This is a genomic window from Photobacterium sp. 270122K (assembly GCF_059941365.1).
In genome coordinates this window covers 464,113-489,874 of record NZ_JBPOEN010000002.1, presented here as the reverse complement: position 1 = coordinate 489,874, position 25,762 = coordinate 464,113, and the positions used below count along the sequence as shown (strand labels likewise).

The window sequence follows — 25,762 nt, the reverse complement described above, 5'->3', positions numbered from 1 at the left end:
CATTCACAGTCTCAAAAATAATAACATTCTCATCTTTAAGTCAATTATCCAATTAATAAACGTCAGTAAATCTTACAGTGGAACAAAGCGCATAGAAACAAATAGAATAGAGACTAAAAATGCAACTCTTTAATAAATATAAAAATAAAAATAAATCACAAGGTTGGCACAGGTGTTGCAATATCTTATTCGTCTACCAACAAAAACAAACAGACATTATATTTTCACACCGTCGAAACGAAAGGAGATACACAATGAAAAAGGTTTCAGCACTGCTAACCCCTATGGTATTGAGCTTATTTGCACTAGAAGCACACGCAGCGACTGTTGATTTCACGGCATTCACTGGTTCATGGATTAACTCAACGCCTGTCGGTGGACCACCTAACCCAACAGCAACAAACAATGGTACGTCTAATCCGATGCTTCGCTGGGGGGTCGGGTCACCAGACGCTAGTGTCCAGAGCGGCTACGACTTCTTAGCTGCAGGGAACATCATGACAAATGTGCCCGTCGATGGTAGCAGCCCACTGTTTGATTTGGGTACATTTACGCATATTAACAACCCCATTTTTGCACCATCACTGCTGACAACAAGCCTCTCCCTGAATTCAATGATGACGATTGATGGAGGACCCGCTCAAGCGGTGAATTTCATTTTTGACTTTATCCACAACGAAACACCGAATAGTGCCGATCCTTGTGCCAATGGTGAAGCAAACGGCTCCGGCGTAAATGTAAATGGCTGTGGTGATATTATTTCCGTCGCAACCGATGTAAACACACAACTCTTTAATATCGGTGGCACGAATTATACAGTGACGATTGAAGGCTTCTTGAACTCACTGAACGAGTTTGCAGACTCCTTTGAAACCATTGAAGCACAAACAAACGTAGCGACATTGCGTGCTCAAGTAACCAATGTACCAGAGCCAACAACGACATTACTGCTTTCAAGTGGTTTATTAGCAATGGGTTGGCGTATGCGTAGTCAATCATTGAAAAATAAGAAATAACACACGCATTAATAATAATAAACTGTACATCATCGTATATTTCCAAGGCGGCTAATTAGCCGCCTTTTTTTATGCGTAATTTTTATTGTATATATATTTAGTCAACAACAAAAAGGGATGTTTATTTTTCAATAAACATCCCTTTGCCTTTTAATTAGTCATCACGACACGTAAATCGGCCCACCAAACGAAGTCACAGGCGGCACTTCTCCGGTATATTTCTCGACATTCACCACCACCGTATTGGCACTGGTGGCTTGTGCCAGTTCCGAGGTGCCGATATCCATGGTCAATGTATTCGGGTCACCATACGTGTCGAGCGCACCGACTTTCACGCTTAATGGACCATACCACGCCCCTTCATAAATACGCACAACGCCGGTTGGGTAATTGTCAGACACCACCGCCCCCGCTAAAAGCTGGCCACGATCGTTAAACACCCGCACCAAATCACCGTCTTTAATCCCACGCGCTTTGGCATCGTCTGGATTCATGTATACCGGTTCACGATCTTGCACCGTGTAGGTCGCCCGAAACGCATCAGACTCACACATTTGGGAATGCAAACGCTTGTTCGGGTGACAGGACTGTAACCACAGCGGGAATTTTTCCGAACCCGGCCCACCGTGAGAACGCTCTGCTTTCTCAAACCACATCGGATGGCCTTGGCAGTGTTCATACTTGTAGCTGGCGATTTTACGGCTATAGATTTCAATGAAGCCAGAAGGCGTCCCCAAAGGATTAATCTCCGGATCTTCACGGAATTTGGCATGACTGACGTAGTTCTTACCGGCACCAAAATCAAACCACCCTTTTTCATCCGCCCAAAAGGCATCAAAGTCCGGCATCTTGAAATTGGCTTTGTTGGCTTCTTTACAACCGTCATACAGAGAACGGATCCACTGCCGTTCATCCATGCCACGGGTGTACTCTTTACTGCGATTAAAACGACGGCAGAAATCCGTGAAGATGGCGAAATCCGTCCGAGACTGGTACATCGGATCCACCAGTTTATGCATGGCTAAAATACCGGTACCGGAGTAGGCACCATAAAGATCAATGTCATCCCGCTCGTATTGGGTACACGCCGGCAAAACAATATCCGAGAAGCGACAGGTCGCTGTCCACGCAAAATCAATAGTCACCACCGTTTGTAACTTCTGGAAGGCGACTTTCATGCGATTGCGATCTTGCTGGTGATGCCACGGGTTACAACCACTGACCACCAGCATTTTCGTATCAGGCAGGATAACCTTATTACCGTTGTAGTTAATTTCTTTGCCCGGCTCAAGGATGGCATCAATCCAACGCGCCACTGGCATGGTTTTACTGTACCCCTTGTAATCATTGTTATCCCAGATGGGCGTCATGCCCTCATCCAAATTACGCGGGAAGCCCCCCGGCCCGGCCGCCCCTGTTGGTGGGATCCCCACGCCACTGTAGTGGTGAGAATAAGATATCCCGCCCCCAGGTAAGCCAATTTGCCCTAACATGGTCGCGATCACTGCGCCCATCCAATACGGTTGCTCGCCGTGCTGCTGACGCTGCACCGCCCAGCCAAAAATCAGCTGGGTACGGCCTTTGGCTAACAAACGGGCAAAGGCGCGAATGTCATCGGCTTTGACACCACAGATTTTTTCCGCCCATTCCGGCGTTTTCTCGACCTTATCTTTCGACTTGCCTAACACGTACGGCATGAACTCTTCAAAGCCGAGCGCATAGGTATCAATGAACTTTTTGTCGTACAACTCTTCGGTATACAGGGTATGGGCGATGCCCAACATGAACGGCACATCGGTTTGTGGATTGACGTATTGATGATCACACTGCAGGTAATTCTGGGTTTTCGATTTGACCGGATCCACGCAGATCACTTTGATCTCGCCTTTGGCCACCTTGTCTTTTAATTGCGCGTAATACATGTAGGAGTCATGGGTTTCCGCTTGCCAGCCCACTTGGGTGTTTTTCAGCGGATCATTGGCCCACCAAATCACGGTGTCCGTGTGCTCTAAGATCAACGGCCAAGAAGTGCCTTGTGCGTACACTTCGGTCGACCCCAATACATAAGGCAAAATAGTCTGCCCCGCACCGGTCGAGTAATCCCCCACCTTGGTGGTGAAATTACCGTGCATCCCAACCGCACGTTGCATGTGGCTAGTACAACTTTGGAACTGGCCGGTTTGTCGCCAGCCCGTCATACCCGCATTGAGCGCCCACGGTCCGTAGTCTTTCTGGACGCGTTCTAACTCGTTATAAAACAGATCCAAGGCTTCATCCCATGTCACGCGAATGAAACGATTATTCCCTCGGGTATCACCGCTGTATTTGTGCTTCTTCAACCAGTCGAGGCGCACCATCGGGTAACGTACCCGCGATGGGCTGTAGATGATCCCTTTGATGCCTTTTAACATTTCTGTCGGGTATTTATCCCTCGGCAGTGGCTCAATCTCAGCCACTTGTCCGTTATAGATTTTGGCACGGAAAGCCCCCCAATGGGATCCTGTGACTTTCCATACCCCCTCCGCCGAATACGGCGAAGTCACTTCTTCAGCGGCTCTCGCCACCGATCCTAATAAACTGGGGCCAATCACAGATACCGCACTGGTGGTGGCCAGCCCTTTTAAAAATTTACGTCGACTCAGAGACATCACTTACCTCACTTCGCTTCTTATTAATGGCTTTCTTTAGAAAAAGTCGATGAGTGTTTCTGCAGGTATTTCAATACCAAGGCTTCACTATCACGATCCAGATTCACGAACGCCAACATACCGTTGAACATCCCCGGCCATGTATTGGCATCAAAATGGTTAGGTGCAGGCTGGGTATGACACACACTACAGTTGGTGGTGTAAGCTGGCTTAGTCTCTGCCCAGATATCGTCAATATTGCTCAGTAACGACTCTTTCGGCATCCACAATTTCACCGTCACACGCTGCCAGCCTAAGCCGGTCAGTTCATCTTCTTTCTCTTCAAATTTTTCCACCAGCGTGTCACTTTGCGCGGCCTCTTTGCTCAACGCAGCAGTTGGAATGTTCAACCCAAAGTCTTCATTGATCACGCGACCAAAGCCTTTGGTTTTACGCCAACCAGACAACTCCACTTGCACGACGTCATCTTTTACTTCTACAACTTTTACTTCTGAGGCTGGGTTAAGTTGGCCACCATCAATGGTCATCGCCTCGTCTTGATACATCGGTAAGAAACGCACACTGTAATAGTTGTCACCTTCACTGTAAGAGGTGCTGTGCGATTTTTGCACTAACTCTTGCACCATGCCGCCCGCTTGCCCCATATCTCCCGGCAAGGCATGCGCGATCCCTTTATGGCAATCAATACAGCTTTGATCTCGCTCAGCCGCTTGTTTCATCTGCGATTGTGCTAACGTGGACATTTCATCCCACTTCATGCTGTCGTAGTTATGGCAGCTTTTACATTCCAACGACCCATTGGCAGAGAAACGCGCCCATTCGTGATTCGCTAATTCCGCCCGTTTTTCCAAAAACTTTTCACGGGTATCAATGGTGCCAAAAATGGTCCCAAATACCTCTTTACTGGCCTGCATTTTACGGGCAATTTTATCCGTCCAATTATGGGGAACATGGCAGTCAGGACAGGTCGCTCTCACCCCGGAATGGTTAGACCAATGCACGGTCTGTTGTAACTCTTCATACACGTTGTCACGCATTTCATGACAACCAATACAGAATTTTTCGGTGTTGGTCATTTCCAGCGCTGTATTGAATCCCCCCCAGAAAATCACCCCTGCAATAAACCCGCCGAGGGTTAATACCCCTAAACTGATGTGCACTGCCGGACGCCAAAAGGTCGCCCACAGTTTTTTCAAAATATTCATCATAGTCGTATCCTGTTTCCTTGTTGGCCATTATTACGTGCGACGGTCAGCGTCCGCTAACCATGGCCTGGCGGCCCCCAGAAAAAGACCTGCATCGCCCATATAAAGAAGCCGTAGCCACTCACAATGGCAATCGAAAGGATTGGAAAGAGGAAGATGGTAATGAAGAGAAAAGAGCGCCATTCATACTTGGCCTTTTCTTTGTCACTGACTTGTGCTGGCGTATTCATTGCTGACATCCTTTTTTTCTTATGCCCTCCATTAATGCAGGCCAAGACCCGTCATCAATGGGCTACTGAGCTAAGTATAGTTAAGGATATAAAGGGGATTGAGAATTGTCCGATGAAGCAGAAAAGGAAGATCAATAAGGCGATAATCGTCACATCATCAGGCACAAAAAAAGGATGCACTCAGGCATCCTTTTTAAACAATATAGTGCTATTTACAATGCTGCGCTATACAGCGTCTGATGCTGTTGATACAACTTCAGTCGCTGAACAAAATTGGCGTAACGTTCAGAGTTTTGATCGTCCAACTTTTTAATTGCGGTCTGTTGTGCGTTCATGGCTTGATTAAAATCACCCAGTGCCGCATACGCTGCCGCCAGATTATCATAATCCCCTGCATCACCAGTACCACTGCGGCTCAATACCTGCTTAGCGAGCTTCAGAGCACGATGACCATCACGCATTTGTGCATCATTACACGTTGCGTATAACCATACCAAGTTACGCTTGGATTCTAATGAACCACTGTTAGAGGCTTCATTGAACCACTTAATGGCATTAGCGCAATCCACGGACCCACTGTTGCTCGCCCCCGAGGCATAATACATCCCCAACTCCACCATCGCGCCCACTTCACCGTCATTGGCCGCTTCGGTGTACCAATGCAATGCCTGGGTATTATCACGTGGCAGCACTTGCCCCGCTTTGAAGAGATCGCCAATCATGGTTTTGACTTCAGGCATATCAACGGCGGCTTTTTCGAGCCAGTACATGCCTTTCAGTGGATCGGCTTTCAGGCCATTAGACCCTTCCAGATAGGCGCGTCCCAAAAACAACTGCATGTTTTTATCCCCTTGCGCCGCCTCTAACTCCACATAGTTCAAGGTCGATAACAGGTGATGTTCCGGTGACGTCGTAACTGAGGCATTGGCGAATGTCGCGCTGCACGCCATTACGCCAAACATGGCACCACATAGCACGTTTTTTAGGGTCATTGTTGTTGGCATATCGGGGGTTCTCTATCATTGCACGATCACTGTATGGGTTGGCAATGTAAAGAATGCGTGGTTAAAAAACAACCATTGCAAAGTGCGTTTTTTCCACGAATTTGGGCGAAGATAAGCGGATTAGCTTGCGTGTCAGTTGCTTAAGAGGAATAAAAAAATAAGGCAAAATGAAGAAAAATGAGAGATAGATCTCACGTTAGCGGACAAGCATAACAGGATCGCCTGAACGATTACTGATAATAACGTTAATAATATTCATGACGCGCGGGCTTTGTTTTACAACTCCCTCATCACTTAACCGATACAGACGGACATAAAACAACGGCCAAGCCGGATGTCAGGCTTGGCCGCTTGCTGATAATGTCGAGAGTGCAGATACGCGATCTTCCCCCCCGCTCGGTTTACAAATTCCTGTAGTGATCTTCACCCGCTTCGATATCTTGATCTTGGTACTTCGAGGCGGTGCCATCGAGATCGATATCTAAGTCAATTTCATTGGGGAGATCCAACAAGGCATCACACACCAAGACAATGTCGTATTTGCCTTCTGGGACATAATCCATCGAGTACGTATTGTCTTCCCCCACTTTGGCGGTTTGCAGTGGCGCATGATCCGAGCCTAAATCGCCGTACTCTTCCGTGTCTGACTCATACAAATACACATAAGCATCTTTGGCAGAGGTCACACACGCGCTCACATCAATGTCCCCAAATAGCTTACCAACCGTCAGGTTGTCCACCACACGAAACCCTTCACTTTTCAGTTGATAGGCTTGCTCCACCAATTGGATCATGCTGCGCAGATCAAACGACATGGTAAACGTGGTAGGCGCATCAATGTTGATGTTCAGTCCTTCAAATTTCAGATCGTCCACGATGTCCATTTTGAGGTTATCTATCGGATTACCCACGTATGAATACGGTGTATTCAAGAAGTCCCCGTAGCTCCCTTGCAAGACTGACATCGCCATGGTGGTGTACTCCCCAACGGGCACCAACTGCTCAGCGATCAAGTTGACCAAATCCACCCCAGCGATATCGTATAAATCAATCACGATGAATTTCGGATACCCATCGTTATCGACAGGGATCTCGGAATCCGCAGGAATACATTGGGTCGAGTTAACCGCATAAGGATCCGCCATGCTCTTGGTGGTCCACTCCACAATGGTGCCAGCCAAATCGGTAATCGAGACCGCATCAATCGCCACACAGGCTTGCAGCTCATCCGCCCCGTTTGGCACTTCTTCCGGTGGTGTGGCCACATCCACCGACACAGGCACGGTGCCCGCGTCTTGGTTTGGCGTGGCCTCGTTCGTCAACGCTGCAACATCATCTGAGTCACTACACCCCGCCATGATCAGCGTGGCGAGCACTGGTAATACTATTTTTTTCATGTCATCACCCCTACGACAATAAATAAACTGGCCTGTACCAAACCAATCTGCTGGCCGCCGAGTGTTTGGTTATGTTCTTGTGTACCGCGATGAATGAAAGTGAGGGTCACTCCTGATGACATAACCTCATTTCCCTTCATGTTGGCAGATGGCCGAATCTGACAGTTAACATTTTAGGCAGGAATGACAGGGCAAAAAATTTATCCGAGTACTAATTAAGTAATGAGAAAAAGATCTTACGATCAAGACGAAATTACACGCACAAAAAAGCCGATCATGATGATCGGCTTTTGATGTTCAGCTCTTGCGGGCGATCCGCTATACCGGATCCACTTCCAGCATCGCAGGGATGTTTAATTGCGGTTTCTGCTCTTGCCCAAAACCACGCAGACCCACAACGTGAACGTGTTCGCGATCTTTAAAGATCTTACGCACCAGTTTGTACGTCGTGCCCTTCTCTGGGCTGATGTTCTCTGGCGCGGCAATCAATAACTGCATATCCAGACGCTCACACAACTCAAACAGGGTCGCGATAGACTTACCATCCAGACGTGCGGCCTCATCGAGGAACAACAGACGACATGGAATAATGTCTTTGCCACGTAAGCGACGCGATTCTTCTTCCCAGCTCTGTACCACCATCAGTAGGATCGCCTGACCGGTACCGATCGCTTCACCGGTCGACAACGCGCCTGACTCGGCTTGTAGCCAGCCATCCGTACCACGGTTAACCTCAATGCTCAGCTCAAGGTAGTTACGGTAATCCAGCAGTTCTTCACCCAAGATTTGCGGTGAACGCTGACCCACATCAATGTGCGGATTCAGACGTTGGAACAGTTTCGCCATCGCTTCAGAGAACGACAGACGCTGGTTACCGAACAGATCCTGATGCTGATCTTGCTGCTCAGCCAAGCCGTGCAACAGAGATTCATGCGTTTCGCGCACTTTCACATTCAGACGCACACCTTTCACCTGACCAAAGCCGATGTTTTGCAGGCCTTGGTTCAACAAGCGAATACGGTTCTGCTCACGCTGAATGGTCTTGCGAATGATGTTCGCGACCGAATCAGAACTGATTGCCAAACGTTGCTCACGGGCGGTCAGCTCTTCGCTCAGACGCGCCAGTTCCACTTCCATCTCTTCAATCGCCTCAACCGGATCGTCGGTACGAATGATGTCGTGACGGATACGCTCACGCAGGTGCTGATAAACGGCTATGTAGAACAAGACTTTGCGTTCTGGACGCGACACGTCTTCTGACGCACGCAGGGCATCACGCAAGTTTTCATTGTCTGCCACTGCCAAGCGCAACGCACCCAAGGATTTATCTGACAATGAACGCAGTTCATCGGCGGTCATGTACGCCATTTCACGGCGGTGCAGGCGGCGCTCAACATCACTTTCACGTGCCAAACGCAATACCGCACACCAGCCCGCTTTCGCGTTCACGACCAGTTTACGGATGTCTTGATACTCTTTGCCCACTTTACGCAGACGCTTGATCAAGCCCTTCATTTCCAGCTCAACCGAGGTAATGGTTTTTTCTAGCTGGCTACGACGGGTACGTGAACTGTGCAGACGTTCATTCAGCTCGTCACGGCGCAGACGCGCACGTTCTTCGGCTTCCACATCCGCACGTACACCCAACTCTTGCAGTTCACGTTCAAATTCCTGAACGGTTTCCAGCTTCGCTTGGTGTGAGCTTTTCAGTGACGCCATCAACTGGTTGTACTGGTTCGCTTGTGCTCGGTTCTGCTTCAACGCATCACGGCAACGGGTACGCTCACGCTCAGCCGACGCCAGCTTGTTTTTCAGCTGCTCGTTTAGCTCTGAGCTCTTGTTCAGCATGTCGATAGAATCGGCGTAGCTGAAGTGATGACGACGCTCGACCAAATCCGCCACAGCGAAGATCTTTGTCTTTAGCGCTTGTAGGATCTGATCCGCTTGCACGTAGCTCGCTTGTAGTGCATCAAATTGCTCCGGATCGGCATCCAACGCAGTGACCAACGTTTCTAGCTCAGCAATGGCTCTACCGTGACGGTCAAGGTAGTTGGCGGCGTCATCCAGTTGTGACAATTGCTGTTCGATCTCTTCAAAACGCGCGTGTAGCGTGTCGTCTTCCAGCAGGTTCACCAACGGGTTGATCTTGCCCAATAAGGTCAGACCTTCACGGGCGGCGGTCAACTGGCTGCGTTGTTGCTGTTCAGTGGCTTCCGATTCTGCTAGCTGGCGTGTCACGTGGTTACGCTTATCACGTACCACTTTCAATGCGGCTTCAGGATCGTCATTGAACGCAACGGCCATGTGCGTGGCAACAAAGCTGTTGAAGCTCTGGTACAAACGCTGCAATTTTTGTGAATCAAACGCGGCTTTCGCGTGATCTTCAATTAACTGCTCACGCTCGGCACGTAGTTGCTCAAGACGCTGTTCACGTGCCGCACGGCCAAATAGTGGTACTTTCGGGAAACGCGAGTAACGCAACTGACGGTCATTCAGGTGTACACACACCGCGCCGTCCATTTCATCGACATCGAAACCGCTGTCATCAAACGAGTCGGCATCACCTTCGATGATGTACAAATCGTCCGGACAGTCTTCCAACGCCACTAACTTGTCTTTAATGCCTTTCAGATCCGGCACCACGATCGCGTGACGTGACGGACCGTACATCGCACTGAAGTAAGGCGCATCGGCCAACGTGATGTCGTCATAGATCTCAGACAGCAAGCAACCGCCCAAGGTATCGGCCAAGGCACGCAGACGTGAGTCATCGCTACCGCCCGGCTGGGCCAGACGTTCAATCGCCTGCTCCAACTCGGTTTTACGGGTCGCTAACTGATCACGTTTTGCTGACACCTCGCGCTCTTTGTCGAGCGTGTGCTGCATCGCGTCCATGACCGCCTGACTGTCATACAGTTCAGACTCCGACTGCTCAGCCAGTTTTTCCAGTGCATCAGAGGCCGCAATCCACGCCGGGGCTGCGGCTTCCAATGTGCTGATCTGCGCATTGCACTGCTGCTCTTGGCGACGGTATTCATTTCGTTGCTCAACCAAAATCGCTTGGTCTTGCTCTAACGCTTCCAATGTCGCTTCGTGACGGGCTTGTTCTTCAGCTAACGTTAACTCGCTATCCACAGTCACCGCAAAACGCTTGGCGTACGTTTCTGCCAATTCTGTTGCTTGACGCTGATTACGTACCGCACGCTCAAGGTCGCGGTATTGCGCTTTAAGCTGCTCGCTGCGCTCAGTCACCGTGGTCAATTGACGGGCATGGCTGATCAGTTCACGGGCTTTTGCACCCGCTTCGCCACGTGCCACCACACCGGCAATGGTCGTCACCAGCTGCAAGCCTTTCTCAAACTGCTGCGCCGCGGCAGATGACATGTCCAGCTTGTGCTTCAATGCCAACAACGCGGTGGTTTGCGTGTCTTGCTCTTGCTTCAGTTGCGCCAGGTAAGGCACGGCTTTATCGGCCAACAACTGGTGATCGCCAGACAAGTCACGGGCTTTTTCCAACGCCTGTACGGCTTGCTGGTATTGCAGCGCACGGGTTTGCTGCATGTCCAACGCTTGTTGATAATCTGCAAGCTGGGTTTTTAGGCTGTCGACTTCTTCTTCGGTCAACAACGCTTGTTCTTCAGCCATGGCCAGCTGTTCAGCCGCTTCTTCCACGACCATGACCTGCTCTTCCAAACGCTCGGTCAGCTCTTCCAGATCTTCACGGTAACGTTCGATCTTCTCTTGCTGACGCACTGCGGTTTGTACGAGCTGCAGGTGATCTGACGCGGCTTGATGATCTTGCTCTAACGCGCCTTCACGGTCTGTCAGTTCATCCAGCTCAGCGGTCATATTGATCATTGCCGTTTGCTGATCGTCCAACGTTTTACGTGAACCCATCAGCTCACCGCGCAAGCTCAGTGTTTGCTCCAGCTTGTTGCGGCGTTCGTTGGCATGACGCATGTAGTCGGCGGCCACGTAATTGGTCGCTTCGGTGATCAGGTGTTTGAACAGATCACGGTCACTTTGCGTCAGTTTGATCGCTTCCAGCGTCATGCGGTTTTCACGCAACGCCGCTTCCATATCTTGGAAGGCTTTCTTCACGCCGCTGTTGTGTGGCAACAAGTAGTCGCGCAGCGAGCGAGTAATGGCACTGGAGATACCGCCGTACAGCGAGGCTTCAATCAAACGGTAGAATTTTGAACGGTCCGTGCTGTTACGCAGTTTCTTCGGCAATACGCCAAATTCAAACATCTGCGCGTGGTAATCCGTCACGGAGTTGAAGGTTTTGAAAATCACGCCTTCGTGCTCAGCGGTCACCACGTCTTTCACTTCGTTGATCTGACGCACACGCGCCTGATTGTCCGACAGGGTTTCCACCAACACATCGGTCGGTTTCACGTGTGACGGCAGACCCTGAATAATGAATGGCTTGATATCGACTTTCTTATCTCGGCCCGCCACTTGCTGTAGACGTACCGCAAAGATAATGCGCTGGTTACGTGAGTTCACCACGTCCAGTGCCGAGTAACAGGCACCCGGCTTCAACTTACCGTGCAGACCTTTGTCGCGTGAGGCATTTGAGCTGCCTGCTTCCGTGGTGTTACGGAAGTGCAACAGGCTCTGATCGGGGATCAGTGAGGTAATGAAGGCCGCCATGGTGGTCGATTTACCGGCACCGTTACCCCCAGACAGGGTGGTGACCAAGTTATCGATGTCAAAGGTACGGGCAAAAAAGCCGTTCCAGTTGACCATGGTCAACGATTGATACTTACCGCGTTCCATTAGGCATTGCCCTCCTGATCGGCGTGGTCTTGGTCATGATCGACATCGTGTTCTGCGTCGTCGTTGTCGTCATGCTCATCCAGCAGGCTCGACTGACTTGGGGCTTGTTGATGCACCACCACCGCTTCACCATCACGGATCAAGCGGATCTGCGCTTCACGCATATCGTCCCCGGCGCGCACATCGGCACCAAAACGGAATACTGATTCGCTGATACGGAATTTACCGCTTTCGCCAATCGGAATAATCATGCCCAAACGGCGCAAACGGCGCAGTGAGGTTTTGACTTTGTCATACAGCTTTTCACGGTCCAGATCCGACCCTGATGCGCGGTTCGTTACCAGCTTCATCAGTTTCTTCTCATCCGCCAGTGTCATCAGCTCTTCAAACATCTCTTGGTTAGTAAAGATGCCTTCATGCGCCAAACGCTCTGGGCTCAGGTAAAGGAAACACAGTACCTTACCCACCAGCATGTCGAGTTCGGCCAATACCGAACGGCTGATCAGCGAGGTTGAACGCGGACGCAGGTAGAAAAAGCCTTCCGGTGCACGCACCAGTTCCGCGTTATAACGCTTGTAGAACATCGCCAATTCCTGCTCAAATTCAATCAGCAGGGCATGGTTATCTAAATCTTCGCTGGAAACATGACGACCAGAACGAAGGGCATTATCCAGTGCCGGGAAAAGTGGGTTGGCAATCGCCTTGGCCAACTTCTCAGGCATAAATTCTTCAATATTTGTCAATGACATTCGCTTGTACCTTGGCTCCATAGTCATTAATTGCTTCCCAGTCAGGCTGGATGGCGTTGAAATCGGACTCGGCATAGCCCAATCTTACTGCCTGATCAATCACCAGGCGCGCCAAATCAAAATGCTGGGCATGGGAATGCTGAGCCAAATAGTCTTTGAGCAGCACACTCAAGTTAATTGCCGCACCGGTTTCTTTGTGCGCTTGCAACATCGCCGCCACTTGATCGGCCAGCTGATCGGTCACCAGCTCCAGCTCTTCAAACTCCACCGCTTCTGGCACCATGCCGGTCACTTCATCGTCACGCAGCACTAAGGCTTCATCACGCATGTCCAACAGGCGGTCGGCATCGGCATAGGTCAACACCCAAGGGGCATCAAAATAATCCTGTACCGACTGGCGTAAACGCTGGCTAAAGGCCCGGTTTTTATCCATATCGATCGCGGTACGAATGAATTTGTGTACGTGGCGGTCATAGCCAATCCACAAATCAATCGCTTGCTGACCCCAGTTGATGATGCGATCCAACTTGGCTTGCAAGTTGAAAATCATGGCATCGACAAAGTCCAGTTCAGGCTCGCCCTGCACTTCTTCTTGAATAATCAGCAACTGGGTCTGTAATTGGTCACCGGCCGCTTGCAACGTGTCTTGCAACTCGCGCAATGTGCTGGAGGTTTCATTCAGCAGCACTTCACAGCTCGAAATCGCCGCACGCCAGTCTTGATTCAGCAATTCAGCAATGTCTTTTTTCACCTGCTGCTGCTGTTCATCCATGGTGCGCTGGTTCAAGTCAATACGGTCAAAGATTTCCGCAACGGAATACTTCAACACAGCATGCACGTTCTGTCGCCAGTGTTTCTCGTCACCGCCCTCTTGGGCAGCGGTCGCGGCTTTGTTAATTTCGTCTGCCACCATCGCCAACTGAATAGACAATTTCAGTGTGGAATACTCACGATGGCGGGCATAATAGTCTGTGATCCCCAACGCCAGTGGGCTTAAACGGTAAATACTGGCACCGTCTGTCACTTCACTGGTAAAGCGGGAAATCAAACGTTGGCGAACCAACTCATTTATGGCGTTGTTGGCACGGAAGGCCACGGTTTCTTTTGACTGGCCAAACATGTCGCTGACAATACGAAATGCATCAACCAGTTCACCTTCCCCTAATTCTTCATCGAAACGATCGCTGCTTAATACCGCGATCGCCAACAGGAACGCCAGCCGTTCAGTTGGCAGGTTAAGCTCAAATTCATGCTGCTTAACCCAATTAACCAACTCAGGAACGGTCTGGGTTACGTCACTCATCCGTTGTCCTTATTGCTTGTATGCGCGTCGTCTTCAGTGCCGTCTAATGGCCGTTGCGCATAGACATGGATATATCGCCCTAAAGACAAAAAAGGCTCCTGACGGCAGAGTTGTTGCTCCATCGCCAAAACCTGTTCAAAACTGTAGTCACCCACCCTGACGGTTTGCATGTAGTCATGGAAGGTTCTCACGCCGGTTTTCCCCAAAATGGTGAATCCCGCTTCGGTGAGCCAACTATACACGTCATCCGGCTTAATGCCTTTCTGTGGTTGTAATTTAAAACGCTTACGGTGCGGCATCCCTTCTTCAATGTGGGTTAAATTGCCGCAGATTAAGTTTTTAAACAGTAACCCGTTATAGTTGTAGAACATCACGGAAATGGCGCCGCCTGGCTTCACTTGCTGTAGCAGGCAATCTAAGGCTTCTCTCGGATCCGCCAGCCACTCCATCACGGCATGGAACAAAATCAAATCCACCGGGGCATCCAGGTGTTGATCGATGTCCTGCACCGCACTGTGAACCAGTCGATACTGATCCAGCAATCCGTTCTTTGCAATGTCCTGCTCGGCCAGTTTGAGCATTTCACTGGAGAGATCACATAACGTGACGTGATGCCCGAGTTCAGCAATTTTTTGTGAGAGCTGGCCTACCCCACCGCCTGCGTCTAAGACTTGCAGCGGCTCATTGTTTTCTAATAGGGCTAAAATTTGCGCCAAATCTTGCCAGACCACCGTTTGCCTAATTTGGCCTTTGCCGGTCCCGTAAATATTTTTTGCAAATTTTTGCGCTAAATCGTCAAAATTTCGATCTTTGATCACGTCGGCTTTACGTTATGATAGTGGTTCTAAAAATATGGCTTATTTTCTCACAAGCGATAGAGGAATAAAGGCTTGTGGTGCTTTTTCAAGCTCAACTGCTGATTTTTCGGACGACATTGCATGTTTGAACTCAAAAAAATTGTCTCTGCTTTTTTAATGCCTTTGCCCGCGATGCTGATTCTCGGGGTTATTGGTTTACTCCTACTCTGGTTTACCCGCCGAAAAGGGCTGGCTTCGGCCTTTATCAGCTTTGCGTTTCTTGGCATTTTCCTGATGTCTTTCCAACCGATCGCAACCAGTTTGTTGCGACCACTGGAAAAAGCGTTTCCACCGTACGTGCCTGCGGGCAAAGCCGTGGAATACGTGATGGTACTGGGCAGTGGCCATGTGATTGACACCGCGATGCCTATGACATCGCAACTTTCACGCACCTCGCTCATGCGATTGAACGAAGGGATTCGTATTCACCGTTTGTTCCCGGGGTCAAAATTGATCCTATCAGGGTACGGAGGCGGTTCTGCCACCAGCCAAGCGCGTATGATGGCGAAAGTGGCACTGGCTTTAGGCGTGAACAAGAATGACATTTTGTTGCTTGAAACCGCCAAAGACACCTGGGAAGAGGCGTTTCAGGCCAAATCCGTGGTGGGTGACAGCAAGTTGGTGCTCGTGACCTCGGCAAGTCATATGACCCGAGCGATGGCGGAATTCCACGATGTGGGCTTAAACCCGACCGCGGCGCCGACCAACTTCTTGGCCAGTAACAAAATCAAGCAACCTTGGGATCGTTACCAGCCTCAAGCGAGTTATCTGGAACAAACCGAACGTTACTGGCATGAAACCATGGGACGTTGGTGGCGTACACTCCGTCATCATTTAAACGAACAGGTGGCTGAACAAGCGTAACGACGCCCTGCCATCACGTCCCATATCAACAAGTCTTCACCTGTATTAATAAGCCGCTGACCCCGCCTCTGGGTTGGCGGCTTGTTTATTTCTGCCTGCTTATTTCTCTTGTCTGCCTTTCTCGCCTTACTCTCAGGCAGTGCCGTCTGACACCCCGATGACCTCACCCAGCAAGCAGCGCACAACATTTAATCAACCCGAGCAAATCAGACGCCAAGATCGAACAATAATCCACCCTTATTCCAAAACGATTTATTTTGTGCCTTTTTCATATATCAAAAGTAATAAAAAACCGTTCCTGTTTTGAGATCCACATCATACTATTGAGCGCAATTAGTGATTGATAAGTCAGTACATGGATGCGCTGATTTATAACAACGTTAGGAAATGTGTCATGCTCCAGATTATCAATATGGCGATCTTCGCCCTCCTTATTGCCCTACTTTATCGACAACAGAAAGCCGAGCACACGCTATCAAAACGCGTGTTCACCAGCCTAGGTTTAGGTGTGCTGTTTGGTGGCGCGCTGCAACTGGTTTACGGTGGCGGCAATGCGGTGATCAGCGATACGCTGGAGTACGTTAACATTGTGGGCGCTGGGTATGTCAGCTTACTGAAAATGATCATCATGCCGTTGATCATGGTGTCCATCATTGGTGCCATCATCAAAGTGAAAGACTCGGGCTCTCTGGGGAAAATCTCTGGCTTGAGCATCGGCATTTTGCTGGCGACCACAGCCGTCTCGGCCTTGATCGGTATCATGGTCAGCAACCTGTTCGGCTTATCCGCAGAAGGGATTGTGCAGGGCGCCCGTGAGATTGCACGTGGCGAAGCACTGGAAACCAGCTTGCACACTGTCCACGCGCTGTCCTTTGCTGACATGATCACCTCATTCTTCCCTGGCAACCCGTTCGCCGATTTGGCAGGCAGCCGCCCAACCTCTACCATCGCGGTGGTGATTTTCTCTGCCTTTGTCGGTGTCGCGGGGTTAACCGTGATCCGTACTCAGCCAGAACTGGGTGAAAGCTTTGAAAAGTTCGTCAATGTCTCGCAGGAAGTGGTACGCACATTAGTGCGTATGGTACTGAGCCTGACACCGTACGGGGTGTTAGCACTGATGACCAAAGTGGTCGCGGGCTCTAACTATGACGATATTCTTAGCCTGATCAGCTTCGTGATGGCTTCGTATGTCGGGCTGGGGCTGATTTTGCTGATGCACTTAGTCTTGGTTTCTCTGGTCGGCGTAAATCCGGTGAAATACCTGAAGAAAATCTTGCCGGTGCTGACCTTTGCCTTCACCTCTCGCTCAAGCGCGGGGACGATTCCACTGAACGTAGATACGCAAGTTCAGAAACTCGGTAACGGTGATGCGGTCGCGAACTTCTCTGCCTCTTTCGGTGCGACCATGGGCCAAAACGGCTGTGCCGGTCTGTACCCTGCAATGCTGGCAGTCATGATTGCCCCTACGATTGGCATTAATCCGCTTGACCCAAGCTTTATGCTGACGCTGATTGCGGTGGTGACGGTGAGCTCCTTCGGGATTGCCGGTGTGGGTGGCGGCGCAACGTTTGCGGCACTGATTGTCTTGTCGGCGCTGGATATGCCGGTAGCATTGGCGGGCTTGTTGATTTCCATTGAACCACTGATTGATATGGGCCGTACCGCGATCAATGTTAGCGGGTCTATGACAGCAGGCACGATCACCGCTCGCCTGCTGGGCCAAGCCGATAACACTCTGTTTGATACTGATAACGATGTGACACCGTCGACAGCAAAAAGCTAACACGGCAACGAAAACACCCCTTTCCTTTCGATTTATCAAAGCCACCGTCGGGTGGCTTTTTTATTCTGTTTCAATCACGTTGCTCCCTCTTTATCTCTTCCTATCCCTTTCGCATGGCAGCCTTATGCCGCGCAAATTTGTTCTAATGGGGGAATATGAACGCCACATGAATATACCAGTCACACATTATTCAGTCGGGCTTTGTTTTAATGGCTCCATCAACACGGCGACCCACCCAGCATGAACCGGTACGCCGAATAGCCCGAACAACGCTTTGAATGAAAATAGGATGACGACAATGAACAAGCCAAGTGTATACCTACTGACCGCGATCCTTGCCTTTGGCCCAACACTGGCGATGGCACAATCTCAACCTATCGCTTACACCGGTCCAACGAAAATCACACCGGTCCATGAAATACTGAACGAGATTAATATCTTCACTGATCAAGATGTCATGATGGAAGGCAAACTGATCAAACAGCTAAGCGCGGATACGTTTGTCTTCAGTGACGGAAAAGATGAAATCACGGTAGAGCTGGATGATGACACTCGCTTGGGCCAAACCATTGATGCAGAGACGCGCGTACGCGTATACGGTGAAGTCGATGGTGGTCTGCAGCCAGAAATCGAAATTGACCGAATCCAAGTGCTGTAAGCGTTAACGCCCACACACTGCCCTTTTCTTATTGAATTTTTGTGAATATCACACGCGGCCCAGCAGGATGTCTGAGGCCGCTTTTTTTATGTCTTTGAACCGTATGTCGACAAATAGCAGACATAAAAAAAGTGGCGCCCAAAGCACCACTTCTACGGATTTAATCACGATGACGAGATGACGTTTCTCGCCCGTCATATCAAGACCGTTAGCGCACCAACTGGCGCACTTTTTCCAGATCTTCTGGGGTATCGACACCCGCCGGTGGCGCATCAATGGCCACATCCACATGGATCTTCTCGCCGTACCACAGTACGCGCAATTGCTCGAGTGACTCGATTTTCTCTAACGCACTCGGTTCCCAGTTGATGTAAGTATTGATAAAGCCTGCACGGTAAGCATAAATACCGACATGACGCAGCAGGTTACGGTGAATTTCCTGCGGACGCTTGGCAAAGTTATCACGATCCCATGGGATCGACGCACGGCTAAAGTACAGCGCATAACCGTCTTTATCCGTCACCACTTTTACCGCGTTCGGGTTGAACACTTCATCCGCGTGATCAATTTCGACCGCCAATGTCGCCATCGGTGCCACACTGTTCGCAAGATTATCAGCGACCTGACGAATAATGGTTTCAGGGATCAACGGTTCGTCACCTTGCACGTTGACCACAATGTGATCGGCCGGTAACTGGTATTTCTCAACCACTTCCGCCAAACGCTCGGTGCCCGATTCGTGATCGGCGCGAGTCAGACACACTTCACCACCAAAGCCTTTCACCACATCCACGATGCGCTGATCATCGGTAGCGACAATCACTTGCTCAGCACCGGCTTTACAGGCTTGCTCATACACCCACTGCACCATCGGCTTACCTCCGATATCTGCCAGAGGTTTACCCGGCAAACGAGTAGACTGATAACGCGCAGGAATAATGACGGTAAATGACATTATTTCACCTCTTCCGAGCTCAATGTGCGGGCTTCAGGTTCTAGCAGAACCGGGATACCTTCTTTGATCGGGTATGCGAGACGATCAAACTTGCAGATCAGCTCATTGTTGTCTTTATCGAAGTTAAGCTTACCTTTACATGCAGGACAAGCAACGATTTCAAGCAGACGATGATCCATATTCTTCCTTTACCTTAATAATCCGGTTAATCAAACGCTCAGCTTGCTCCGTCGGGATAACCGCATCGACCGGCAAATACCACCAATCGGGCTGAGCGAACGTGTGGCATTTCACCGCATCTTTCTCAGTCATGAGCAAGTGCTGCCCACGGGCAGACAACTGATGTAATTCTTGTTCAGAAAATGCTTTGTGATCAGCAAATGGCTGACAGACAACAGGGTGAACCCCCAGTGTCGATAATGTATTAAAAAAGCGCGGCGGATGGCCAATTCCCGCCATGGCAACAACATCACCGGATAACGCACTCACCTCACAGCGTTCGCCCGACAGCACATTGACCAAGGCTGACGGCGCCAGATGCATGGGGATCTCACCCGTCTGCGCCTCACCGCCATTGCAAATCAGAAAGTCGACCTGCTGTAAGCGTTCGCACCCTTCTCGCAATGGCCCAGCGGGGATCAATTGTTGATTGCCGAACCGACGCTGACCATCAATTACCACGATTTCAATATCACGCGCCAGCGCGTAATGCTGCAAACCGTCATCGGTGATGATCACATCCACGTCAGGCTCTAATAGAGCCACAGCATCAGCCCGCACCGGTGATACCGCAACGGGCACCCCAGTACGACGATAAATCAAGACAGGTTCATCGCCCGCTTCTGCCGTAGTACTGCTGTCCGTGACACGGTACGGATAATGCGGCGCTTTTGCGCCGTAACCGCGTGACACCACGCCCGGCTTCAGGCCTTTCGCTAACAGCTGCTCCACCAGCCACACCACAACCGGTGTTTTTCCGTTCCCGCCCGCGGTGATATTACCGACCACAACAACCGGCACCTTAGCGCGGTAAACGGCTTTTTGACCGGATTGATACTGTTGACGACGGTGGCGACTGATTGCACCAAACAATTTGCTCAGCGGCCACAATACCGGTGAGAGTACCCACCCTAACGGGTGAGACTCAAACCAGATTTTTTCAATCACAGAAGCCATTAGTCACCAAATTGAATGCGATGAAGCTGGGCATAAGCGCCATTTTGTTCAATCAACTCGGCATGCACACCGCGTTCAATGATTTCGCCTTCGTCCACCACCAAGATTTGGTCGGCGTTTTCAATCGTAGAAAGACGGTGGGCAATCACCAGCACGGTACGGTCTTTTTGCAGTTCATCCAGCGCAGACTGAATCGCACGTTCTGATTCCGTATCCAAGGCCGACGTGGCTTCATCCAAAATCAACACAGGCGCATCACGCAGCAAGGCACGTGCAATCGCAATACGCTGACGCTGACCACCAGACAGACTCACGCCGTTTTCACCAATCATGGTATCTAAACCATTATCCATACCCTTAATGAAGTCCATGGCATGGGCTAATGTTGCCGCTTTTTCAATATCTTCGCGGCTGTAACGGTCACCACTTGCATACGCAATGTTATTGGCAATGGTGTCGTTAAACAGGTGAACGTTCTGTGATACCACCGCCACCTGATCACGCAGATTGGTCAGTTTATAATGGCAAATATCATGATCATCAATAGCAATGTTGCCTGAATCAATGTCATAGAAACGGGTCAACAAATTCGCAATGGTACTCTTACCTGAACCGGAACGACCGACCAAGGCCAGTGTTTTACCCGCAGGCAGGTCGAAACTGACATTACGCAGTGCTGGCGTGTCTTTGGTTGGGTAGGTAAAGGTCACATCCGTCACTTTGATGTCGCCTTTCACACGTTTCGCTTCATGATCACCGTGATCTTTTTCGGTTTCCAATTCCATCAGGCTAAATAGCGTCTGGCATGCTGCCATACCGCGCTGGAATTGTGAGGTCACGTTGGTCAAGGCTTTTAGCGGACGCATCAAACCAAACATCGAACCGAAGATCAGCGCAAACGTACCCGGCGTTAATGACTCACGCAGGCTGTCGGTATTGGCCAAAATCAAAACAACGACCAACGCTAATGACGCAATCACCTGAATCACCGGGTTCGCGATCGCCTGTGCCGATACCAATTTCATGGTTTGCTGGCGCATACGGTTGCTGACTTGCTCAAAGCGTTCTTGTTCGACTTGCTGGCCGCCGTAGCTCAATACCACTTTGTGGCCTTTCAACATTTGCTCGGCCGATGAGGTCACAGAGCCCATGGCATCTTGCATGTTTTTAGAGATACCACGAAAACGCTTAGACACGATACGGATGCTGATGGCCACAACAGGCGCTATCACCAACAGAATCGCAGACAGCTGCCAGCTGTTGTAGAACATGATGGTCATCAGGGCGATAATCGTTGCCCCTTCACGCACCAAGCTCACCAATGCTCCGCTGGTTGCCGCCGCCACTTGCTCGGAATCGTAGGTAATACGGGAAAGCAATTTACCCGCAGATTCTTGATCAAAAAAACCCACGGGCATTTTCATAAAGTGGTTAAACATCTGGCGACGCATCGTCATCACGACATTGCCAGATACCCAAGAAAGGCAGTAAGTAGAAACAAAACCGCTGACACCGCGGAGGATCATCAGACCCAGTAGGTAAATGGGCATCATCGCGAGGAAATTGGATTCGACGCTGTCTAAACCACCAAAACTTTCATCCATCAGGGGTTTAATCATAGAAAGCATCAGTGCATCACTTGCAGCGTTGACGATTAATGCCACCACAGCCGCCGCTAGCCCTGTTTTGTACAGGCTAATAGAAGGCCATAATTGCTTAAACGTTTCCCAAGTGGTTTGATCGTTGGGTTGTGTCATGGAAACCATTATTTCTTGAAGTCAATGTTTCACATTCTACTCGCTTCACGCCAAGGCACCAAATAAGTTCACCGATCCTTTTTTTAATCTGCTTGTTTTTCCGCCGCTTTTTCATCCATTCTGGCAAGCGCCCCCCCCTGCGTGGATAACACGCTCGGCGTCACTGTATGATCAGGCCGATACCAGGCGGCTTTTTTATCTTGCCGATAACGCACCACGTCGATCTGTTTTTGCACCATTCGCACACTGACTTGCCCCGCTTCTGCGGTCGAGAGCCACGTAATGTCTCGCGCTTGATAACGCTGCGCAATCGACGGGGACGGCAACGCCCAAGGGCTGTAGCGCGCCACGGAAACCAAGCCATATTGCGGATTCATCGCGTCCAGCCACGTCTGTGTTGACGACGTAGCGCTGCCATGATGGGGTACAAACACAATATCCGGTGCTAACATGGGCTCCTGCTGTGCCAAAATCAGTTCCGAAATCGCATCAATGTCCCCCGTCAGCAACACACTGGCCGCCTGCCCGGACGCCACCGAGGGATCGGAAATATGAATGACACAAGAATGGGGATTCGCCGCACGGCTCACCCGTTTTGGCGGCCATAACACATCAAAATTCAATCCCTGCCATTGCCAGTTTTCGCCTCGCACACACGGCAAATAGCCGGCACGCCGATCACTGCTACGCTTCCAGCTCGGAGCAAAACGCGCATCGACATAATCCGCACCACCAGCATGATCACTGTCGGCATGGCTTAAAATCAATCCGTCCAGTTGGGTAATGCCTCGCTGCTTTAATACCGGTTCAATCACCGAAGCGGCAATGCTGCCCATCGGCCACTGATCGCCGGTGTCATAGACAATGGCATGCTGCCCACGAGAAATGATCACAGCCAATCCATGCCCGACATCGAGCATGTCGATACGCCACGGCACAGGTGCTGCATGCATGGCCTGCCAATGTTCCTCTCGCGGTAGCTGTGATTGAGATTGCGACTGCGATTGCGACAAGAAAGGCGTTGTCTGTGCTGATAGAAAAGGGATAGCAGAAAGCGTATTCAGCGGGCGGTGAAAAGAAGGTAACGCCCATGCCACACTGCAGATCAGCACCACGGTCACTAACACCCTACTGCGCCGCCAAGGCAACAGCCAGCCCATTCCCCCCACAGCCACGATACCGAGCAATAGCGGTAAATGCGCACTCGGCACCGTCCACCATTGCTCAGCTGCCACACTGGCGAACACCAATACAGGCTGCAACGCGAGATCGGCTGCTTGCCAGAATGTACTCGCCACGGTATCCCACCCCGAAAACACGATGGCCGCCAACACAAAAGGTACAACAACGAGGCTAACCCAAGGAATGGCGATGAAATTGATCACGGGGGCAAGCGGCGCAAAACCGCCAAACCAGATCCATTGCACCGGTAACATGAACAGCAACAACGCCAGCTGCATCCACGCTGTCGCCTTCAACGTTTGCACGATCCGCAGGCCACGCGACATCAAGGGGGTCGCGTCATGCTCACCACGGCCAACGCCCAACTGATGGGCAAGCAAGATCACCACGACCGCACTGAACGACAACCAAAAACCGGCAAGATAAGACGCTAATGGATTGAGCGCCAGACTGATCACCAGCACCACTAAGATGATCTGTGCGCTGCGCCATCGGATACCGCCCCGTAACAAGCACAAAGCCAACACACTCATCATCAATGCACGCTGTGTCGGCAGGCTGAATCCGGCGAGCCAGGCATACCCGGCCCCACACACAATGGCGCCCCACAATGGCAACCATCGCCAACGTGCGCTATCCCCCAAGAGGAAACGTACCAGACCGCCGATTCCCCAGCCGAGCATGACCGCCAGCCCGATATGCAAACCGGAAATCGCCATCAAATGAGCTAAACCACTGTCTCGCAGTAAAGTCCACGCGGTGTCATCCAGTAAATCACGGAAACCAAACCCTAACGCCAGTAAATAGCCCTGATGGCTGAGCCCGTCGGTGCGTTGCACAGCCTGTTCAAACAACCCTTGTCGCCAGCCTGCGGGTTCCCCTTCACTGGTGGTAACGCGTTCCCCCTGATACACAATCCCCGAGGCATGAAGGCCTTTGCCGACAAAATGCCGTTCACGATCAAAGCCTGCGCTGTTCACTCGGCCATGTGGCGGGCGCAATTTCACGCTTAATTGCCAGCGCTCGCCCTGACGCATGACCGGGGCTGGCACACCCTGCTGCCAGCGCAACTGAAAACGGGATGTGATCGCAGTTTTATCCGGCGGATTCCCCCTTGCCTCACTAACAAATTCAAACAATGTAACGTTATTGTTTGGATTTAATAGGCTACGAACCTCCCCGACTATGGTAATATGCCCCTGCTCTAGCGCAGCAAATTGGACGCTTTTAACATAGGATGTTGCGGCAAAATTCGCCAACAGCGCACCCACAGCGATCCCGAACAAGATTCGCTGACGGAAATACGCTAACACCATGCTGCCTATCATCAAGACGGTAACAAACGCATTATACTCTGGTAGTGATGGCCAGAAATGCAGCGATAACAGTCCAAGTGCAATCCCAGCTGCGTGACGCACCATGTCAACGCAGCCCGCAGAAATAAGAAAGACAATGCCTAGACAAGTCCTTAAACGATTCATGCCAAGCCACGAACTGATCAAGCGTCAAAAAGCGCTGAAGATTTTTGGCAACGTCCTGTATAACCCGAATTTGTGGTGCCTGAACCGCCGTTCGGCTTCGGGTGCGTTTGCAGTTGGCTTGTTCATGGCGTTCGTGCCTTTGCCAAGCCAAATGATCATGGCGGCCGGTTTGGCCATTTTGTTCGGCGTGAATTTGCCGCTCTCGGTCTGTTTGGTCTGGATCAGTAACCCCATTACGATGCCTGTTCTGTTCTTCGGCGCCTATAAAGTCGGGGCATGGCTGATGAATACCCCTCATCAAGCGTTTCATTTTGAGCTGTCGTGGGAATTCCTGTTGCATCAGATGAATCAAATCGGTCCTCCCTTCCTGCTCGGCTGTATGGTCACCGGCGTCACCTGTGCGCTTATCGGCTATTTTGGCATCCGAGGCTTATGGCGCTATTCCGTGGTTCGAAGCTGGCAAAAACGTAAATTCCGCGTGCTTCGCTAATTTTTCTTTCCCTTTTTACCGCACGCACTCATTTTGCTCATCCGCCAATGTCTGAGGCTGTCAGAAGCAAAAGAGCCAGATACAAAAAAACCTCGCTATGCGAGGTTTTTTTATGCCTGACCACCGTGTCTGGGTGTTGTATAGAACACCCCATCACGGCGCAATGCCTTTTGGTAATAACACAACAACCGTGGCAATGGTGACTGCAACACGCGGCGTTAACGT

The 25,762-nt window shown here is 50.5% G+C and carries 20 protein-coding genes; 5 read left to right on the top strand and 15 right to left on the bottom strand.

Annotated features, from left to right (window positions below):
- Positions 1-254: 254 nt before the first annotated feature.
- Positions 255-1,016 (top strand): THxN family PEP-CTERM protein, encoded by a 762-nt coding sequence (locus tag ACSF8W_RS05340; protein ID WP_500845691.1) that lies wholly within the window; start codon positions 255-257, stop codon positions 1,014-1,016.
- A gap of 161 nt (positions 1,017-1,177) precedes the next feature.
- Here ACSF8W_RS05340 and torA read toward each other — a convergent pair whose 3' ends face one another.
- The 10 genes from torA to cmoM form a co-directional block, all read right to left on the bottom strand.
- A complete protein-coding gene (gene torA, locus ACSF8W_RS05335; protein ID WP_500845689.1) occupies positions 1,178-3,664 on the bottom strand; it encodes a trimethylamine-N-oxide reductase TorA in 2,487 nt (828 codons plus the stop codon).
- Between the two features lie 23 nt (positions 3,665-3,687).
- Positions 3,688-4,872 carry a pentaheme c-type cytochrome TorC gene (gene torC / locus ACSF8W_RS05330; RefSeq protein WP_500845687.1) on the bottom strand — a complete coding sequence of 395 codons (1,185 nt, stop codon included), beginning with the start codon at positions 4,870-4,872 and terminating at the stop codon, positions 3,688-3,690.
- A 53-nt stretch (positions 4,873-4,925) separates the two neighbouring features.
- The gene (locus ACSF8W_RS05325) at positions 4,926-5,108 is read right to left on the bottom strand and encodes a periplasmic nitrate reductase, NapE protein (RefSeq protein ID WP_500845685.1); all 183 of its coding nucleotides are present in this window, start codon (positions 5,106-5,108) and stop codon (positions 4,926-4,928) included.
- A 203-nt stretch (positions 5,109-5,311) separates the two neighbouring features.
- Positions 5,312-6,103 carry a tetratricopeptide repeat protein gene (locus ACSF8W_RS05320; RefSeq protein ID WP_500845683.1) on the bottom strand — a complete coding sequence of 264 codons (792 nt, stop codon included), beginning with the start codon at positions 6,101-6,103 and terminating at the stop codon, positions 5,312-5,314.
- 401 nt (positions 6,104-6,504) lie between these two features.
- Positions 6,505-7,500, bottom strand: coding sequence for a hypothetical protein (locus tag ACSF8W_RS05315; protein WP_500845682.1), 996 nt, complete (start codon positions 7,498-7,500; stop codon positions 6,505-6,507).
- Positions 7,497-7,622: a hypothetical protein gene (locus ACSF8W_RS05310; RefSeq protein ID WP_428476393.1), complete on the bottom strand. Its 126-nt coding sequence runs from the start codon at positions 7,620-7,622 to the stop codon at positions 7,497-7,499. The genes ACSF8W_RS05315 and ACSF8W_RS05310 overlap by 4 nt, the downstream gene beginning before the upstream one ends.
- 196 nt (positions 7,623-7,818) lie before the next feature.
- Complete coding sequence (mukB, locus tag ACSF8W_RS05305) at positions 7,819-12,282, bottom strand: chromosome partition protein MukB (protein WP_500845681.1); 4,464 nt, start codon at positions 12,280-12,282, stop codon at positions 7,819-7,821.
- Positions 12,282-13,031 (bottom strand): chromosome partition protein MukE, encoded by a 750-nt coding sequence (mukE, locus tag ACSF8W_RS05300; protein WP_428476395.1) that lies wholly within the window; start codon positions 13,029-13,031, stop codon positions 12,282-12,284. The genes mukB and mukE overlap by 1 nt, the downstream gene beginning before the upstream one ends.
- Positions 13,012-14,334, bottom strand: a complete 1,323-nt coding sequence (mukF, locus tag ACSF8W_RS05295) for a chromosome partition protein MukF (RefSeq protein ID WP_500845680.1) — start codon at positions 14,332-14,334, stop codon at positions 13,012-13,014. Before mukF ends, mukE begins: the two co-directional genes overlap by 20 nt.
- Positions 14,331-15,152, bottom strand: a complete 822-nt coding sequence (cmoM, locus tag ACSF8W_RS05290) for a tRNA uridine 5-oxyacetic acid(34) methyltransferase CmoM (protein ID WP_500845678.1) — start codon at positions 15,150-15,152, stop codon at positions 14,331-14,333. The genes mukF and cmoM overlap by 4 nt, the downstream gene beginning before the upstream one ends.
- Positions 15,153-15,272: 120 nt before the next feature.
- Here cmoM and elyC point away from each other — a divergent pair, with 120 nt between their 5' ends.
- From elyC to ACSF8W_RS05275, 3 genes are all read left to right on the top strand, one after another.
- Positions 15,273-16,055, top strand: a complete 783-nt coding sequence (gene elyC, locus ACSF8W_RS05285) for an envelope biogenesis factor ElyC (protein ID WP_500845676.1) — start codon at positions 15,273-15,275, stop codon at positions 16,053-16,055.
- Between the two features lie 394 nt (positions 16,056-16,449).
- A complete protein-coding gene (locus ACSF8W_RS05280) occupies positions 16,450-17,838 on the top strand; it encodes an L-cystine transporter (protein WP_500845674.1) in 1,389 nt (462 codons plus the stop codon).
- Positions 17,839-18,136: 298 nt separating this feature from the next.
- Entirely contained in the window at positions 18,137-18,496 is a 360-nt protein-coding gene (locus ACSF8W_RS05275; protein WP_428476400.1) for a YgiW/YdeI family stress tolerance OB fold protein, read from the top strand.
- Between the two features lie 208 nt (positions 18,497-18,704).
- On the opposite strand, the gene kdsB is transcribed toward ACSF8W_RS05275, so the two are convergent.
- The 5 genes from kdsB to ACSF8W_RS05250 form a co-directional block, all read right to left on the bottom strand.
- Entirely contained in the window at positions 18,705-19,451 is a 747-nt protein-coding gene (gene kdsB, locus ACSF8W_RS05270; RefSeq protein ID WP_428476401.1) for a 3-deoxy-manno-octulosonate cytidylyltransferase, read from the bottom strand.
- Positions 19,451-19,630: a Trm112 family protein gene (locus ACSF8W_RS05265; protein WP_428476402.1), complete on the bottom strand. Its 180-nt coding sequence runs from the start codon at positions 19,628-19,630 to the stop codon at positions 19,451-19,453. The genes kdsB and ACSF8W_RS05265 overlap by 1 nt, the downstream gene beginning before the upstream one ends.
- A complete protein-coding gene (gene lpxK / locus ACSF8W_RS05260) occupies positions 19,611-20,618 on the bottom strand; it encodes a tetraacyldisaccharide 4'-kinase (RefSeq protein WP_500845929.1) in 1,008 nt (335 codons plus the stop codon). The genes ACSF8W_RS05265 and lpxK overlap by 20 nt, the downstream gene beginning before the upstream one ends.
- An 8-nt stretch (positions 20,619-20,626) precedes the next feature.
- Positions 20,627-22,384 (bottom strand): lipid A ABC transporter ATP-binding protein/permease MsbA, encoded by a 1,758-nt coding sequence (msbA, locus tag ACSF8W_RS05255; protein ID WP_500845672.1) that lies wholly within the window; start codon positions 22,382-22,384, stop codon positions 20,627-20,629.
- A gap of 83 nt (positions 22,385-22,467) precedes the next feature.
- A complete protein-coding gene (locus ACSF8W_RS05250; protein ID WP_500845671.1) occupies positions 22,468-24,987 on the bottom strand; it encodes a DNA internalization-related competence protein ComEC/Rec2 in 2,520 nt (839 codons plus the stop codon).
- Positions 24,988-25,018: 31 nt separating this feature from the next.
- On the opposite strand from ACSF8W_RS05250, the gene ACSF8W_RS05245 reads away from it, so the two are divergent.
- Positions 25,019-25,537: a DUF2062 domain-containing protein gene (locus ACSF8W_RS05245; protein ID WP_500845669.1), complete on the top strand. Its 519-nt coding sequence runs from the start codon at positions 25,019-25,021 to the stop codon at positions 25,535-25,537.
- Positions 25,538-25,762: the final 225 nt, after the last annotated feature.